Raw genomic sequence first — 16,032 nt, forward strand, 5'->3', positions numbered from 1 at the left:
GGCTTGCGGCTCGCGCGCCGATGAATACCTTCGGGGGCCCGCCATGGGCACCCCTGGCTGAAACCCGAGCGCCCTGCCCGAGCGCTCCCCTGCCCGCCAAGCGCGCTTTGCCAAGTCGCGCTATGGTTCGCTGCCACCCACGGCGAACCACGAGAAGGCAGGGCCCATGATCGACCTCCACATCAACGGTCAGTCCGTTGCCGTCAACGCCCCCGACGACATGCCGCTGCTCTGGGCATTGCGCGACGTCGTCGGCCTCACCGGCACCAAGTTCGGTTGCGGCATCGCGCAGTGCGGCGCCTGCACCGTGCACCTGGACGGCCAGCCCGTGCGCTCGTGCGTGCTGCCGGTCGGCTCGGTCGGCAAGCGCGCCGTCACCACCATCGAAGCCATCTCGCAGACGCCCGCCGGCCAGCGCATCCAGCAGGCCTGGCTCGAGGTCGACGTGGTGCAGTGCGGCTACTGCCAGTCGGGCCAGGTCATGTCGGCGGCCGCGCTGATCCAGCGCACGCCGAACCCGAGCGACGCCGACATCGACATGGCCATGTCGGGCAACGTGTGCCGCTGCTGCACCTACTCGCGCATTCGCGCCGCCATCAAGCAGGCCGCCACGGGCAAGCCCGAGGTGCTGCAGTCGGTGGTGACGATGCCGGCAAGGAGCGCATCGTGAACGCGCCCGCGGGCATCAGCCGCCGCGCCGCGCTGCAGGCCGGCGGCCTCGCGCTGGCCTTCACCTGGGTCGGCGGCAGCAAGGCGCTCGCGGCCATCAGCCCGCGCCGGCAGCCCGCCGACGCGGCCGCCGCGCTCGACGACGGCAACCCCGCCTTCGCACCGAATGCCTTCGTCCGCATCGACGCCGACGGCGGCGTGCGCCTGGTGATGCCGATGGTCGAGATGGGCCAGGCGATCTACACCGGCTCGGCGATGCTGCTGGCCGAAGAGCTTGGCGTGGAGCTCGACCAGGTGCGCGTGGAGCACTCGCCGCCGAACGAGGCGCTCTACGGCATGCCGCTGCTCGGCGGCCAGATCACCGGCGGCTCGACCAGCACGCGCGGCACCTACGGCGTGCTGCGCGAGGCGGGCGCCGTGGCGCGCACGCTGCTGGTGAGCGCCGCGGCCGCGCAATGGAAGGTCGACCCGGCCAGCTGCACCGTGGCGCGCGGCGTGGTGAGCCACGCGGCTTCGAGCCGGCAGCTCGGCTTCGGCGCGCTCGCCGGCGCCGCCGCGCAGTTGCCGATGCCCGAGAAGGTCGCGCTGAAGGAGCCGAAGGACTTCAAGCTCATCGGCCAGCCGCTGCGGCGCGTCGATTCGCCCGGCAAGGTCAACGGCAGCACGCAGTTCGGCCTCGACGTGCGCGTGCCGGGCATGAAGGTGGCCACCGTCAAGGCCTGCCCCACGCTCGGCGGCGTGCTGGCCTCGGTGGACGACAAGGCGGCGCGGGCGATACCGGGCGTCGTCGACGTCATTCGCATCAAGGACGCGGTGGCCGTGGTGGGCGAGCATTTCTGGGCCGCGAAGCGCGGCCTGGAGGCGCTGAAGATCCAGTGGACGCCGGGGCCGAACGCCGCGCTCACCACCCAGCAGCTGCGCGCCTCGCTGACCAACGCGCTCGCGAAAGACAAGGCCATCGTCGGCAAGGAAACCGGCAAGCGCCCCGAAGGCACGCTGGTGCAGGCCACCTACGACCTGCCGATGCTGGCGCACGCCACCATGGAGCCGCTCAACACCACGGTGCACGTGCGGGCGGACCAGTGCGAGATCTGGGTCGGCACGCAGGTGCCGGCGCGCTGCGTGGGCGTGGCCGCCAAGATCACCGGGCTGGCCGAAGACAGGATCGTGCTGCACAACCAGTACCTGGGCGGCGGCTTCGGCCGGCGGCTGGAGACCGACTCGGTCGAGCAGGCCGTGGCCTTCGCCAGGCAGGTGCCCTACCCGCTGAAGGTGGTGTGGACGCGCGAGGAAGACATTCGCCACGACATCGTGCGCCCGATGTACCACGACGACATCTCGGCGGTGGTCGACGGCGACGGGCAGATCCTCTGGTTCGGCGACCGCATCGCGGGCGGCACCGTGCTGGGCCGCTGGGCCCCGGCCTTCATGGGCAAGGACGGCATGGACGGCGACCTGATCGAGTGCGTGGCCGAGCCCTGCTACGACCTGCCCAACCTCAAGGTCGAGTGGGTGCGCCACGACATGCCCGCGGGCCTGAACGTCGGCTGGTGGCGCGGCGTGGGGCCGACGCACAACCTGTTCGTGATGGAGAGCTTCATCGACGAACTCGCGCAACGCGCCAGGAAGGACCCGGTGGCCTACCGCCGCGCGATGCTGAAGAAGAACCCGCGCACGCTCGCGGTGCTCGACCTGGCCGCCGAGAAGATCGGCTGGGGCAAGGGCGCGCTGCCGCCGCGCGTAGGGCGCGGCGTGGCGGTGGGCGACCCGTTCGGCAGCCGCGTGTGCGCCATCGTCGAGGCCGAGGTCACGCCGCAGGGCGAGGTGCGCCTGCGCCGCGCGGTGGTGGCGCTGGACTGCGGCATCGCGGTGAACGCGAGCTCCATCGAGGCGCAGATCCAGGGCGGCCTGCTGTTCGGCCTGAGCGCCGCGCTCTTCAGCGAGATCACGCTGCGCGACGGCGCCATCGAGCAGAGCAACTTCCACGACTACCGCATGCTGCGCATCAACGAGTCGCCACCGGTCGAGGTGCATACCGTGAAGAGCGGCGAAGCCCCCGGCGGGCTCGGCGAGGTGGGCACGGCCATTGCCGCGCCCGCCCTGGCCAACGCGATCTTCGCGGCCACCGGCGTGCGCCTGCGCGCGCTGCCGGTGAACCGCGCGCTGCTGGCGCAGGACAAGGATGCGCTGAAGAAGAAGATCGCCGATGCCGGGCCTGCTGGGCCTGCCGGTGCTGCCGCGCAATCGGCGCATCCGGTGCAGGGCGAAAGGAGCGCCGCATGAAGCGCTTCCTCAACGTGCTGGCGGTGCTGCTCGTCGTGGGCGCGGCGCTGTACTTCTTCCTGAACCGCACCGACAAGTCCCCAGGCGAGGCGCCCGTGCTGGCCGGCGCGGCGCCCGATGCGGCGCTGCTGGTGCGCGGCGAATACCTCACCAAGGCCGCCGACTGCATCGCGTGCCACACGGTGGCCGGCAAGGGCCAGCCCTTCGCGGGCGGCGTGCCCTTCGTGCTGCCCTTCGGCACGATCTACTCGTCGAACATCACGGCCGACCCGGCCACGGGCATCGGCGGGTGGAGCGACGACCAGTTCGTGCGCGCGGTGCACGACGGCGTGCGCGCCGACGGCCAGCGCCTGTACCCGGCGTTTCCGTACACCTCTTACACGGCGCTGAGCCGCAACGACGTGCTGGCCATCAAGGCCTACCTGTTCAGCCTGCCCAAGGTGAACCAGCCGAACAAGGAGGCCGACCTGGGCTTTCCGTTCAACCAGCGCTGGGCCATGGGCTTCTGGAACGCGGCCTTCTTCAAGAGCAGCCGCTTCGAGTCCGACGCGTCGAAGCCGCTCGCGTGGAACCAGGGCAAGTACCTGGCCACCGCGCTGGGCCATTGCGCGGAATGCCACACGCCGCGCAACTTCGCCTTCGCGATGAAGGCCGGCGACAACCTCGCGGGCGAATCCATTCAGGGCTGGCGCGCCTACAACATCACGTCGGACGCGAAGAACGGCATCGGCGCATGGACCGACGCCGAGCTGGCTGCCTACCTCGGCACCGGCCATGCCGACGGCCGCGGCTCGGCCTCGGGCCCGATGGGCGAAGCCGTGGAGCACAGCCTGCAGCACCTGAAGCCGGAAGACACGGCCGCGCTCGTGAGCTACCTGCGCACGGTGCCGGCGAAGGCCGGCAAGGACCCGATCGAGATCGACGCGAAGCCGCCATGGGCCGTGGCGGCCAGCGCGGCGGCGCCCGCGGCCAACACCGCCGAAGGCCACGAGCAGGGCCTGCGGCTCTTCGCGGCGGCCTGCGCAAGCTGCCACCAATGGAACGGGCAAGGCCAGCAGACCAGCTTTGCCGCGCTGCTGGGCACGCGCGGCGTGAACGACGCGGGCGGCGCCAACGTCACGCAGATGATCCTGCAGGGCGTGAACATGCGCGTGCACGACCGCGAGGTCTACATGCCGGCCTTCGGCAAGGCCTACACAGACACCGAAGTCGCGGCGCTCGCCAACTACGTGATCGCGCAGTTCGGCAACAAGCAGGCGACGGTGACGCCCGAGTTCGTGGCCAGCCAGCGAACCAGATAGCGCCTGCGATAGCGCACCGCCGGCACCTGCAAGCGCTCATTCCCGCTATCGCCGGAATTGGGCGGTTCAATCGCCGCCCGCCATCTTCCGGCAGAGAATTTGAAGCTCCACCGCAGCACGAAACCAGGAGTCCCCATGAGCAACGACAAGACCGAAGCCAAGTGTCCCTTCAGCCAGGCCTCAGGCGCCGGCACCACCAACCGCGACTGGTGGCCCCAGCAGTTGCGCATCGACCTGCTGCACCAGCACTCGTCGAAATCCGATCCGATGGACAAGGACTTCGACTACGCCGCCGCATTCAGGAGCCTCGACCTCGCCGCGCTGAAGAAAGACCTCGCCGCGCTGATGACCGACTCGCAGGACTGGTGGCCGGCCGACTTCGGCCACTACGGTCCGCTGTTCATCCGCATGGCCTGGCACAGCGCCGGCACCTACCGCATCGGCGACGGCCGGGGCGGCGCCGGCCGCGGGCAGCAGCGCTTTGCGCCGCTCAACAGCTGGCCCGACAACGTGAGCCTCGACAAGGCGCGCCGCCTGCTGTGGCCGATCAAGCAGAAGTACGGCCAGAAGATCTCGTGGGCCGACCTGATGATCCTCACCGGCAACGTGGCGCTGGAAACCATGGGCTTCAAGACCTTCGGCTTCGCGGGCGGCCGTGTCGACGTGTGGGAACCCGACCAGGACGTGTACTGGGGCCGCGAGACCACCTGGCTCGGCGGCGACGTGCGCTATGCGAAGGGCTCGCCGGGCGTGGTGGAAAACCACGGCGTGCTGGTGAAGGACGACGACAGCAAGGTGGCGCACACGCGCGACCTGGAGAACCCGCTGGCCGCCGTGCAGATGGGCCTGATCTACGTGAACCCCGAGGGCCCCGACGGCAACCCCGACCCGCTGGCCGCGGCACGCGACATCCGCGACACCTTCGGGCGCATGGCCATGGACGACGAGGAAACCGTGGCGCTGATCGCCGGCGGCCACAGCTTCGGCAAGACCCACGGCGCGGCCCCGGCCTCGCACGTGGCGCACGAACCCGAAGCCGCCGGCATCGAGGACCAGGGCTTCGGCTGGAAGAACGGCTTCGGCACCGGCAAGGGCGGCGACGCCATCACCAGCGGCCTGGAGGTGACCTGGACCACCACGCCCACGCAGTGGAGCAACAACTTCTTCGAGAACCTGTTCGGCCACGAATGGGAGCTCACGAAGAGCCCCGCCGGCGCGCACCAGTGGGTGGCCAAGGACGGCGCCGGTGCCGGCACCATCCCGCACGCGCACGATGCGTCCAAGCGCCTTGCGCCGACCATGCTCACCACCGACCTGTCGCTGCGCGTCGACCCGGCCTACGAGAAGATCTCGCGCCGCTTCCTCGCCAACCCCGACCAGTTCGCCGATGCCTTCGCGCGCGCCTGGTTCAAGCTCACGCACCGCGACATGGGTCCGCGTGCGCGCTACCTCGGGCCCGAGGTGCCGGCCGAAGTGCTCATCTGGCAAGACCCGATTCCCGAGGTCGACCACGCGCTGGTCGATGCGCAGGACGTCGCCGCGCTGACGAAGAAGGTGCTGGCCTCGGGCCTCACGCCCGCGCAGCTGGTCTCGACCGCCTGGGCCTCGGCCTCGACCTTCCGCGGCTCCGACAAGCGCGGCGGCGCGAACGGCGCGCGCATTCGCCTGGCGCCGCAGAAGGACTGGGCCGTCAACGAGCCGGCGCAACTGGCCAAGGTGCTGCAGGTGCTCGAAGGCATCCGCGCTGAGTTCAATGCCGCGCAGGCCGGCGGCAAGAAGATCTCGCTCGCCGACCTGATCGTGCTGGCCGGTGGCGCGGGCGTGGCGCAGGCCGCGCGCAGCGCAGGCCGCGAGGTCGAGGTGCCCTTCTCGCCGGGCCGCACCGACGCCTCGCAGGACCAGACCGACGTGCAGTCCTTCGCGCCGCTGGAGCCTGCCGCCGACGGTTTCCGCAACTACACCAGGGCCCGGTTCAGCGTGCCGGCCGAAGTGCTGCTGGTCGACCGCGCACAGCTGCTGACGCTCACCGCGCCCGAGATGACGGTGCTCGTCGGCGGCCTGCGCGCGATCGGTGCCAATGCGGGCCAGTCGCGGGACGGCGTCTTCACGAAACAGCCGGGCGCGCTGAGCAACGACTTCTTCGTCAACCTGCTGGACATGGCCACCGAGTGGAAGCCGGTCGCGGGCAAGGAACAGTACGAAGGCCGCGACCGCAAGTCGGGCGAACTCAAGTGGACCGGCACGCGCGCCGACCTGGTGTTCGGCTCGAACGCGCAGCTGCGCGCAGTCGCCGAGATCTACGCGAGCTCGGATGCGCAGGAGAAGTTCGTCAGCGACTTCGTGGCCGTGTGGACCAAGGTGATGAACCTCGACCGGTTCGACCTGGCCTGAGGCGGGCACACCGCCCTTTCACGCCGGAGGCCGGGAAGCCTCCGGCGTGCCGGCGCCGAACTGAACCCGCAGCGCAGGCGGACGCCCCACGGTGGCCAACGGACACCGTGTCTCCTGCGCACACACCGCCACACCCCTCAGCGGCAGGCGGTTTCCCCCAAGTTTCACTTTTGCGATCCGGTCCGCCAGCACGGCGGCATCGCGCTCGCGCGCGCCGCATTCACGCGCCTCGAATTTCCATTGAACGGGAAATTCAAATATTCACTCACGAGAAGACCGGGTTAACCCTCGCATCGACCTCGCCTCCATTGCCCATAATTCACCAACTTTTCCATTCAATGAAACTTTCTTGGAAGCAAGACCTTCAGCCATGAGCTCTCCCTCTCTCGTCGGCGTATTCCCCGTTCTCCCCACCCCCTTCGATGCGCAAGGCCGCCCCGATGTCGGCTCGCTGCGCAAGCTCGTCGCGTACTTGCTGCGGTGCGGCGTCGACGGCATCACCTACCCCGGCGTCGCAAGCGAGGTGGGGCAACTCACGCCGGACGAGCGGCTGTCGCTGGTCGATGCCGTGCTCGACGAAGTCGCGGGCCGCGTGCCGGTGATTGCCGGCGTCTCCAGCAGCGACGCGGCCCTCACGGGCCGGCTCGCCGCCGCGGCCAGCGCGCGCGGCGCGGCGGCGCTGATGGTGGCGGTGCCCCCGGATCGCAAGAGCGCCGCGGAGCAGATCGGCTACTTCACGCAGGTCGCCAAGGCCGCGCCCGAGGCCTCGCTCATGCTGCAGAACGTGCCGCTTCCCGTGGGCGCGGGGCTCGACCCCGAAGTGCTGCTCGAGGTGATCGCGGCCGTGCCCGCCATCCGCTACGTGAAGGAAGAAACGCTGCCGAGCGGACAACGCCTCACGGTGCTGCGCGACCGCGGCCCCGCACACCTTCTGGGTGTGTTCGGCGGCGCGGGCGGGCGCTACATCACCGACGAACTGCGCCGCGGCGCGGCCGGCACCATGCCCGCCATCGAGCTGGCCGAGGTGCACACGGCGCTCTTCAAGGCGCACCGCGAAGGCGACGCCGACCGGGTGCGCGCGCTCTTCACGCGCATGCTGCCGGTGCTCAACGTGCAGGCGGTGTTCCGCTGGTCGCTCACCAAGTACGTGCTGAAGAAGCGCGGGCTCATTGCCGACACGCGCCAGCGCATGCCGGGCCCGCTGCTCGACGCGCTCGACGCGGCGGACGTCGACGCCTTCCTGGGCGACATCGGCGACCTGCTGCTGCCGCAGGACCAGCTGCCATGACGGCCGTTGCAAGAATCGCGCAGGTCGAGAGCTTCATCGTCTCGCTGCCGCGCGACACCCCCTACCTGGGCCCGCTGGGCCCCGGCGAGCAGGTCAACGAACGCGGCTACCTCGTGCGCCAGGGCAACCGCGCGATCTATCCCTCCACCGACATGTCGGTGCTGATCAAGATCACGGCCGACGACGGCACCGTGGGCTGGGGCGAGACCTACGGCATCGTCGCGCCCGACGCGGTGACCAGCATCATCGACGACGTGATCGGCCCGGTCATCGTGGGGCGCGATCCGCGCGACGCGGTGGTGATCCAGGAAGACCTGTACGACCTGATGCGCGTGCGCGGCTTCTTCGGCGGCTTCTATGTCGACGCCATCGCGGGCATCGACATCGCGGTGTGGGACCTGTTCGGCAAGCTGGTGGACCAGCCCGTGGTCAAGCTGCTCGGCGGCCAGCGGCTGCAGACGGTGCCGGCCTACGTGTCGGGCCTGCCCGGCGCCACGCTCGAGGCGCGGGTGGCGCTGGCGCGCAGCTTCGTCGACAAGGGCTTCGACGCCTTCAAGTACCACGCGGCCGTGTCCTTCGACGGCATCGTCGCCGAGATGCGCGCGCTGCGCGAAGGCCTGGGCGACGCGGTCAAGCTGATGGTCGACCTGCACTGGAAGTTCACCGCGCAGGAGGCCATCCAGCTGATCGACCAGCTCGTGCCCTACGTGCCCTACTTCGTGGAGGCGCCCTGCCAGCCGGAGGACATCGAGGGCCAGGCCCACGTGGGCGCCAGCGTGCGCGTGCCGCTCGCGCTCGGCGAGGAATGGCGCACCGTGTTCGAGTACCGCCCGCGCCTGGAGCGCCGCGCGATGTCGATCGTGCAGCCCGAGATGGGCCACATCGGCATCAGCCAGTTCATGCAGATCGGCCGCATGGCCAACGCCTTCCACATGAAGGTGATCCCGCACGCCAGCATCAGCCTGGGCATCTACCAGGCCGCCAGCCTGCATGCGACGGCCGCGCTGCCCAACGCACCCATGCACGAATACCAGCACTCGGTGTTCGACCGCAACCTCCCGTACGTCAAGACCGCGATGCGCTGCGAGGCCGGCGCCTTCCACCTGCCCGAAGGGCCGGGGCTGGGCATCGAGCCCGCGCCGGAGGTCTGGCAGTTCCTCAGAAAGAAAGGCCATTCGCAATGAAGGCATCCTTGATCGCCATTGACTGGGGCACGTCCAACCTGCGTGCCAGCCTGCTCGACGAAGGCGGCGGGCTGATCGAAGCGCGCAGCGCGCCCGGCGGCATCATGGCCGTGCCCGAGCGCCGCTTTGCCCAGGCGCTGCTGTCGCTGTGCGCGGACTGGATCGACACGCATGCCGTGCCGCTCATCGCGAGCGGAATGATCGGCAGCCGCCAGGGCTGGCAGGAGGCACCTTACGTCGAATGCCCCGCGGGCCTGCTGTCGGCCGCATCGCAGCTGGTGCGCGTGGAAGTCCGGCCCGGTGCCGTGCTGCACATCGTGCCCGGCATCCGCTGCATGGGCGGCGACGGCGTTCACGACGTGATGCGCGGCGAGGAAACGCAGCTCTGGGGCGCGGCGCTGGCCGCGGGCAGCTGCTGCGTGCTGCCGGGCACGCACAGCAAATGGGCCTGGCTGGGCGAAGGCGGCGCCGTCGACCGCTTCGAGACCTTCATGACCGGCGAGCTCTACGGCCTGCTCACCAGGCACGGCATCCTGGGGCGGCTCATGGCATTCGGCGCCGCGCGCCCCGAGACCTTCGAGGCCGGCGTCAGGCTGGGGCTGCGCGAGCATGCCAATGCACCGCATGTGATCTTCGCGGCGCGCACCGCGGGCCTGATGGGCGACATCGACGCGCAGGGCCTGCCCGACTACCTCTCGGGCATCCTCATCGGCATCGAGATCGCGAGCGCCACGGCGCGCCATCCGCAACGCAGCGTGACCTTGCTGGGCGACGACGACCTGTGCAGCCGCTATGAAACGGCGCTGCGGCTGGCGGGCATCGATTCGACCCGCGCAAGCGACGGCGCGACCACGCGCGGGCAATGGCGCGTTGCGCTCGAAGCGGGTCTGGTGACCGCTCGCATGAAAGCGCCGGCATGAACGGCCTGATCGCCATCCTGCGCGGCGTGTCGCCCGAAGAGGCGCTGGCGGTGGCCCATGCGCTGGAAGAAGGCGGCGTTCGCTGCATCGAGGTGCCGCTGAACTCGCCGCGTCCGCTGGCCAGCATCGAGGCGCTGTCGCGCGCGTTCGGCGACCGCCTGCGCATCGGCGCGGGCACGGTGCTCGGCAGCCAGCAGGTCGACCAGGTGGCGGACGCGGGCGCGAGCCTGGTGCTGTCGCCCCACTTCAATGCCGAGGTCGTGCAGCGCGCCAAGGCACGCGGCATGTACGCGATGCCCGGCGTGGCCACGCCCACCGAGGCCTTTGCCGCGCTGGCCGCCGGCGCCGACGCGCTCAAGCTCTTTCCGTCCGAACTGCTCGGCACCGCCGCGCTGAAAGCCTGGCGCGCGGTGCTGCCCACGGGCACGCCGATGTTCAGCGTCGGCGGTGTCGACATCGGCACCATCGCGGCGTTCAAGACGGCGGGCGCCGCGGGCGTGGGCATCGGCTCGGCGCTGTACACGCCGGGCATCGCCCCCGCCGAACTGGCGGGCCGTGCCCGCGCACTGGTCGATCGCTGGTCGGCCGCCTGAACACCCTTCGAGGAGACATCGATGACACGCACCCCCAAGACAACCCTGCTGCGCATCGCGCTGGCCTGCGCGCTGCTTCCCGCGCTGGGCGCCGCGCAGGCGCAACAACCGCCGGCCTACCCGTCCAAGCCCATCAAGCTGATCGTGCCCGTGCCGGCCGGCGGCGCCGCCGACGTCATGGCGCGCATGATCGCCGTGCACCTGCAGACCAAGTGGGGCCAGGCCGTGGTGGTCGACAACAAGCCCGGCGCCGGCTCCAGCGTGGGCATGGCGGTGGTCGCCAAGGCCGCGCCGGACGGCTACACGCTCGGCATGGGCAACGTGGCGGCGAACGCCATCAACCCCGCCATGAAGCCGGAGTCGTTTCCCTACGACCCGGTGAAGGACTTCGCCGCCGTGACGCTGGTGGGCATCACGCCGCTCATCCTGGTGGTGAACCCGCAGAAGGTGCCGGCGCGCACCGTGCCCGAGTTCGTGGCGTACCTCAAGGCGAACCCCGGCAAGCTCAGCTACGGCTCTTCGGGCGCGGGGTCGGCGCTGCATGTGGGCATGGAGCTCTTCATGCAGAAGACCGGCACCTCGATGGTCCACGTGGCGTACAAGGGCTCGGCGCCCATGCTCACCGACCTGCTGGGCGGGCAGATCGACGCTTCCATGGACGCGGCCGCCACCTCGTGGCCGCAGGTGCAGTCGGGCAAGCTGCGCGCGCTCGGCGTGTCGACCGCCAAGTCGGTCTACTTCGCGCCCGAGCTGCCGCCGATCGCCCAGGCGGTGAGCGGCTTCGAGATGAACCCCTGGCACGGCGTGATGGCGCCCGCGGGCACGCCGAGCGCCATCGTGGAGAAGCTCTCCACCGAGATCCAGGCGTTCCTGCGGCTGCCCGACACCGAGGCCAAGCTGCGCGACCGCGGCGTGGTGCGCGTGGGCTCCACCGCCGCCGAGTTCGCGAAGACCGTGCGCGACGAATCGGCGTTCTACAAGAAGCTGGTGACCGACGCGGGCATCAAGGCCGAGTAGCCCGCGCCCGGAGCCGACCATGACCCATTCATCGCTCCCACGACGCCGGGCCCTCGGGCTGCTTGCCGCATCGCTTGCATCGGGCGCCTGGCCTGCATGGGCCAGCGATGCGGGCACAGGGACCACGGCAGCCACGGCAGCCACGGCGGGCACAGCGGGCGCATGGCCCACCCGGCCCCTGACCGCCATCGTGCCCTTCGCGCCGGGCGGCGCGGGCAACGGCTCGCTGCGCATCCTGGCCGAGCTGATCGGACCGCGCATCGGGCAGCCCATCGTGGTGGACAACCGCCCTGGCGCGGGCGGCATCACGGGCACGCTGGCGGTGACGTCGAGCCACGACGACCACATGCTGCTGCTGGGCAGCACCACCATGACCATCCTGCCCGCGCTGCGCAACGACCTGGGCTACGACGTGCAGCGCGACCTCCAGCCCGTGGGCATGATCTCGACACAGCCGCTGGTGCTGGCCGTGGCTGCCAACTCGCCCCTGCACGGCATCGACGATCTCGTGGCCAAGGGCCGCGCCGGCGAACTCAGCGCGGGCAACAGCGGCGTCGGCACGCTGTCGCACCTGGCCACCGAGCTGCTGAACCAGAAGCTGGGCGCGCGCATCCTGGCCGTGCCCTACAAGGGCGACAGCGTGCTGATTCCCGACGTGGTGGCCGGCACCGTGTCGCTGGGCGTGATGAACCTGCCGGTTGCGCTGCCGCTCATCCAGGCGGGCCGCCTGCGCGCGGTGGCCGTCACCTCGGCGCAGCCGCTGGCGAGCCTGCCGGGCGTGCCGGTGCTGCGCTCGCGCGGCGACGAGTTCGTCATCGCGGGCTGGGCCGCGCTGTTCGCGGCGAAGAAGGTGCCCGCCGCCGGCGTCGAACGGCTCGGGCAGCTGCTGCGCGAGGCGCTGGACACGCCCTCGGTGCGCGAGCGCTTCGCCGGCTTCGGCGTGACGCCGCAGGCCTCCACGCCGGCGCAGTTGCGCGCGTTCGTTCGCAGCGAGACCGCGCGCTGGGGCGAGCTGGTGCGCGGGCGCGGCATCAAGCTCGAGTGAGGCGGCACGGCGCGGGCCGGGCACGGACCGGGCATAGAATCGGCACACTTGTTCCGCTCTCTGGAACTTCTCTCGTGCCTTCATGAAACGCAGCACCGGCGCCACCCCTGGCGGGCCTCCCGATCCGAGCTCTTCTCCGGCGAACACCCCGGCCGGCCCCGCACAGGAGGCCACCCCTCCAGCAGCAACCCAGGCAGCCCCTGGCCTGGGCGTGCTGGAGAAGGCCATGAACCTCCTGAACATCGTGTCGGCACGCCGCACGCCGATGACCTTCACGGAGCTGCTGCGCGCCTGCGACCTGCCCAAGGCCACGCTGCACCGCATCCTGGCGACGCTGGTGCGCGAAGGGCTGCTGCGGCACAACGCCTACGACAAGACCTTCCAGCTCGGCCTGCGCCTGCTCGAGCTCGCGCACGACGTGTGGAGCGAGTTCGACCTGCGCGTGGCCGCACAGGACGAAATCGCCAGGCTGCGCGACGCGCTCGGCGAGAGCGTGGAACTCACGGTGCTCGACGGCACCTTCGTGGTGATCCTGGCCAGCGAGCCGGCGGGCGACGCGCCGGCCGCGCGTTCGGCGGTGGGGCAGCGGCTGCCGGTGCATGCCAGCGCGTCCGGCAAGGCCATTGCCGCGAGCCTCGACCCGGCGGGCCAGCGCCGGCTGGTGCAGGCGCTGGCGCTGGAACGCTTCACGCCGCAGACCATCGTGTCGCCGGCCGGGCTGCGCGCCGAGTTCGACCTGGTGCGCTCGCGCGGCTATGCCATCGAGCAGGGCGAGCGCGACCCGGGCCGCGCGGGCGTCGCCGCGCCGATCTTCGACTACGAAGGCCGCCCCATCGGCGCCATCGCCATCGCCACCGACGCGAGCCGGCTCGACGCGGCACGCGCGCACAGCCTGTCGTCCGCGCTGATCGGCGCGGCGCGCAACATCTCGCACAGCGCCGCCGGCAAGGCAATGTCGATCGCCACCCAGGCCCCGCCCGAACTGGGCGCCAGCACCGAGGTGCGCTGCGTGAGCCAGGTTCGCTCGCTGCTCGGCGAAGGACCGATGTGGTCGCCGCGGGACAACGCGCTCTACTGGGTCGACATCTTCACGCCCTCCGTGCACCGCTACGACGCCGCCACCGGCGCCGACAGCGAAACGCCGCTCGGCACCATGGCCAGCCTGGTCGTGCCCAAGGCCAGCGGCGGCCTGCTGGTGGCCACGCCGGGCGGCCTGATGGCGCTCGATTTGTCGACGCGGCGCCTCACCCCTTTCTGCCACCCCGAAGCAGGGCGCCCCAACGTGCGCTACAACGACGGCAAGTGCGACCGCCGCGGCCGCCTGTGGGTCGGCTCGATGGACATGGGCGCCGCAGCCAACCGGGGCCACCTGTTCTGCGTCGAGGGCAACGGCAGCTGGCGGCAGGTCGACACCGGCTTCACCGTGCCGAACGGCATGGGCTGGAGCCCCGACAACCGGTCGATGTACCTGACCGACACCTACCGCCAGACCATCTACCGCTACGACTTCGACCTGGCGAGCGGCACCATCGGCAACCGGCAGGCGCTCATCGCCATTCCTGCATCGGACGGCAAGCCCGACGGCCTCACCGTCGACGACCAGGGCTGCCTGTGGGTCGCGCTGTGGGACGCCTGGCAGATTGCGCGCTACTCGCCCGACGGCCAGCTGATGCAGCGCGTGCGCGTGCCGGTGCCGCGACCGACCAGTTGCTGCTTCGGCGGGGACAACCTCGACACGCTGTTCATCACCAGCGCATCGCTGCGCCTGGACGAAGCACAGCTGGCCAGCGCGCCGCTGTCGGGCTCGCTGTTCGCGCTGAGCCTGCCGGATGCACGCGGCCTGCCGGAGGCCACTTTCGCAGGCTGAGCCCGCGGCTCGCGGCTTGCGGAAACAGGCGGCATCCGGGCGCTCACCACGACTGCTCGCCCACCACCCGCCGCACCGTCTGCAGCGCACTGCGCAGGCTCGCCAGGTCCACCGACCCCAGCGCCAGGCGCAGCGCGTGCGGCACATGGGGCGTGGCGGCGAAGGGCTCGGCCGTCGACACCGACACCCCTTCGCGCACCAGCGCGGCCGCGACGCGGTCGGCGCGGGTTTCCTCGGGCAGCGGCAGCCAGACGAAGTACGACGCCGGATGGCGCACGCAGCGCAGCCCCGCGAGCACCTCGGCGGCAATCGCCTGGCGCGCCGCGGCGTCCTGGCGCTTCTGCGCCTCCAGCCGCTCGACCGTGCCGTCTTCCAGCCATGCGCAGGCGATGGCGGTGGTCACGCCGGGCGTGCACCAGGTCGTGACGCGGATGGCGCGTTCGATCTTCGGCACCCAGGCATCGGGCACCACGACGAAGCCCACGCGCAGCCCCGTCGCCACGCTCTTCGAAAAGCCCGAGACATACACCGTCGTTTCGGGTGCGAGCACCGCCAGCGGCGGCGGCGGTTCGTCGGCGAGAAAGGCATAGGCCGCGTCCTCGATGACGAGCAGGCCCTCGCGCCGCGCGATGGCGGCCAGGCGGCGGCGCCGGCTCGCGCCCATCACCCAGCCGAGCGGGTTGTGCAGCGTCGGCATGGTGTAGATGGCGCGGACCTTCCGGTTCGCGCACAGGCGCTCCAGCGCGTCGAGGTCGGGCCCCTGCCCCGCGGCCGGAATCGGCGCGAGCTCGAGCCGATGGGCGTCGGCGAGCAGCTTGAATCCTGGATAGGTCAAGGCGTCGACCGCCACCACGTCGCCCGGTTGCAGCAGCGCCATCGCCGTGACCGCCAGGCCGTGCTGCGCGCCGTCGACGATCAACACGCGCGAGGCCTCGACCTTCAGCCCGCGCGCGGCAAGGTGCCGGGCGATGCTGGCGCGCTCGTGCATGCGCCCGCCGTGCGGCGCATAGCGCAGCATCGCTTCGACTTCACCGCCGCCGGCAAGCTGCCGCAGCGCGCCGCGCAACAGCTCGGCCTGCCCGGGCAGCGAGGGGTAGTTGAAGTTCAGGTCGACCAAGCCCGCAGCCACGGCCTGCTGGTCGAGGCCGCGGCCCGGCGCCAGCGAGGTCTCGCGCACGAAGGTGCCACGGCCGACCTCGCCGCTCACCAGCCCCATGGCCTCGAGCTCCGCATACACGCGCGACGCCGTGACCAGCGCCAACCCGTGGCGCTCGGCCAGCTGCCGGTGCGTGGGCAGGCGCGTGCCGGGCGTCGGTTGTCCGGCGCGGATCTCGGCGGCGAGCCGGTCGACCAGTTGCTTGTAGCGGGCTTCAGCCATCGTTCAATGTATTCATGACAATTTTTTGATTGTATTGATCGACTTGCCTACGATCGGTGTGTTCCGCCCGCCCACACGCACAACGCACACCCCACC

At 70.9% G+C, this 16,032-nt stretch carries 12 protein-coding genes; 11 read left to right on the forward strand and 1 reads right to left on the reverse strand.

What is annotated here, in order from left to right; genetic code table 11:
* The first annotated feature begins 166 nt into the window (after nt 1–166).
* The 11 genes from BM004_RS31190 to BM004_RS31240 all read left to right on the forward strand — a co-directional run bounded on the left by BM004_RS31190 (nt 167) and on the right by BM004_RS31240 (nt 14,558).
* Entirely contained in the window at nt 167–670 is a 504-nt protein-coding gene (locus tag BM004_RS31190; RefSeq protein ID WP_093219129.1) for a (2Fe-2S)-binding protein, read from the forward strand.
* Nucleotides 667–2,952 carry a xanthine dehydrogenase family protein molybdopterin-binding subunit gene (locus BM004_RS31195; RefSeq protein WP_093219131.1) on the forward strand — a complete coding sequence of 762 codons (2,286 nt, stop codon included), beginning with the start codon at nt 667–669 and terminating at the stop codon, nt 2,950–2,952. The genes BM004_RS31190 and BM004_RS31195 overlap by 4 nt, the downstream gene beginning before the upstream one ends.
* The gene (locus tag BM004_RS31200; RefSeq protein ID WP_093219133.1) at nt 2,949–4,253 is read left to right on the forward strand and encodes a c-type cytochrome; all 1,305 of its coding nucleotides are present in this window, start codon (nt 2,949–2,951) and stop codon (nt 4,251–4,253) included. The genes BM004_RS31195 and BM004_RS31200 overlap by 4 nt, the downstream gene beginning before the upstream one ends.
* A 135-nt stretch (nt 4,254–4,388) precedes the next feature.
* The gene (gene katG / locus BM004_RS31205) at nt 4,389–6,644 is read left to right on the forward strand and encodes a catalase/peroxidase HPI (protein ID WP_093219134.1); all 2,256 of its coding nucleotides are present in this window, start codon (nt 4,389–4,391) and stop codon (nt 6,642–6,644) included.
* Nucleotides 6,645–7,014: 370 nt separating this feature from the next.
* The gene (locus BM004_RS31210; RefSeq protein ID WP_093219136.1) at nt 7,015–7,932 is read left to right on the forward strand and encodes a dihydrodipicolinate synthase family protein; all 918 of its coding nucleotides are present in this window, start codon (nt 7,015–7,017) and stop codon (nt 7,930–7,932) included.
* The gene (locus BM004_RS31215; RefSeq protein ID WP_093219137.1) at nt 7,929–9,116 is read left to right on the forward strand and encodes a mandelate racemase/muconate lactonizing enzyme family protein; all 1,188 of its coding nucleotides are present in this window, start codon (nt 7,929–7,931) and stop codon (nt 9,114–9,116) included. Before BM004_RS31210 ends, BM004_RS31215 begins: the two co-directional genes overlap by 4 nt.
* Nucleotides 9,113–10,036, forward strand: a complete 924-nt coding sequence (locus BM004_RS31220; protein WP_093219139.1) for a 2-dehydro-3-deoxygalactonokinase — start codon at nt 9,113–9,115, stop codon at nt 10,034–10,036. The genes BM004_RS31215 and BM004_RS31220 overlap by 4 nt, the downstream gene beginning before the upstream one ends.
* Complete coding sequence (locus tag BM004_RS31225; RefSeq protein WP_093219140.1) at nt 10,033–10,629, forward strand: 2-dehydro-3-deoxy-6-phosphogalactonate aldolase; 597 nt, start codon at nt 10,033–10,035, stop codon at nt 10,627–10,629. Before BM004_RS31220 ends, BM004_RS31225 begins: the two co-directional genes overlap by 4 nt.
* A 21-nt stretch (nt 10,630–10,650) precedes the next feature.
* Nucleotides 10,651–11,646 (forward strand): Bug family tripartite tricarboxylate transporter substrate binding protein, encoded by a 996-nt coding sequence (locus BM004_RS31230; RefSeq protein WP_093133056.1) that lies wholly within the window; start codon nt 10,651–10,653, stop codon nt 11,644–11,646.
* A gap of 19 nt (nt 11,647–11,665) precedes the next feature.
* A complete protein-coding gene (locus tag BM004_RS31235; RefSeq protein WP_093219142.1) occupies nt 11,666–12,691 on the forward strand; it encodes a Bug family tripartite tricarboxylate transporter substrate binding protein in 1,026 nt (341 codons plus the stop codon).
* Between the two features lie 226 nt (nt 12,692–12,917).
* On the forward strand, nt 12,918–14,558 hold the full coding sequence (locus tag BM004_RS31240; RefSeq protein WP_093219203.1) for an SMP-30/gluconolactonase/LRE family protein: 1,641 nt from the start codon (nt 12,918–12,920) through the stop codon (nt 14,556–14,558).
* Nucleotides 14,559–14,601: 43 nt separating this feature from the next.
* Here the strand turns inward: BM004_RS31240 and BM004_RS31245 are convergent, their stop codons facing one another.
* Nucleotides 14,602–15,936, reverse strand: a complete 1,335-nt coding sequence (locus BM004_RS31245) for an aminotransferase-like domain-containing protein (RefSeq protein ID WP_093219143.1) — start codon at nt 15,934–15,936, stop codon at nt 14,602–14,604.
* Nucleotides 15,937–16,032: the final 96 nt, after the last annotated feature.

The organism is Variovorax sp. OK212 (assembly GCF_900112425.1).
Classification (GTDB): Bacteria; Pseudomonadota; Gammaproteobacteria; order Burkholderiales; family Burkholderiaceae_C; genus Variovorax.

Excerpts from the sequence above, each read along its gene's own strand:
- BM004_RS31190 (WP_093219129.1), top strand. The coding sequence starts at position 167 with ATGATCGACCTCCACATCAACGGTCAGTCCGTTGCCGTCAACGCCCCC.
- BM004_RS31200 (WP_093219133.1), top strand. The coding sequence starts at position 2,949 with ATGAAGCGCTTCCTCAACGTGCTGGCGGTGCTGCTCGTCGTGGGCGCG.
- katG (WP_093219134.1), top strand. The coding sequence starts at position 4,389 with ATGAGCAACGACAAGACCGAAGCCAAGTGTCCCTTCAGCCAGGCCTCA.
- BM004_RS31210 (WP_093219136.1), top strand. The coding sequence starts at position 7,015 with ATGAGCTCTCCCTCTCTCGTCGGCGTATTCCCCGTTCTCCCCACCCCC.
- BM004_RS31215 (WP_093219137.1), top strand. The coding sequence starts at position 7,929 with ATGACGGCCGTTGCAAGAATCGCGCAGGTCGAGAGCTTCATCGTCTCG.
- BM004_RS31220 (WP_093219139.1), top strand. The coding sequence starts at position 9,113 with ATGAAGGCATCCTTGATCGCCATTGACTGGGGCACGTCCAACCTGCGT.
- BM004_RS31225 (WP_093219140.1), top strand. The coding sequence starts at position 10,033 with ATGAACGGCCTGATCGCCATCCTGCGCGGCGTGTCGCCCGAAGAGGCG.
- BM004_RS31230 (WP_093133056.1), top strand. The coding sequence starts at position 10,651 with ATGACACGCACCCCCAAGACAACCCTGCTGCGCATCGCGCTGGCCTGC.
- BM004_RS31235 (WP_093219142.1), top strand. The coding sequence starts at position 11,666 with ATGACCCATTCATCGCTCCCACGACGCCGGGCCCTCGGGCTGCTTGCC.
- BM004_RS31240 (WP_093219203.1), top strand. The coding sequence starts at position 12,918 with ATGAACCTCCTGAACATCGTGTCGGCACGCCGCACGCCGATGACCTTC.
- BM004_RS31245 (WP_093219143.1), bottom strand. The coding sequence starts at position 15,936 with ATGGCTGAAGCCCGCTACAAGCAACTGGTCGACCGGCTCGCCGCCGAG.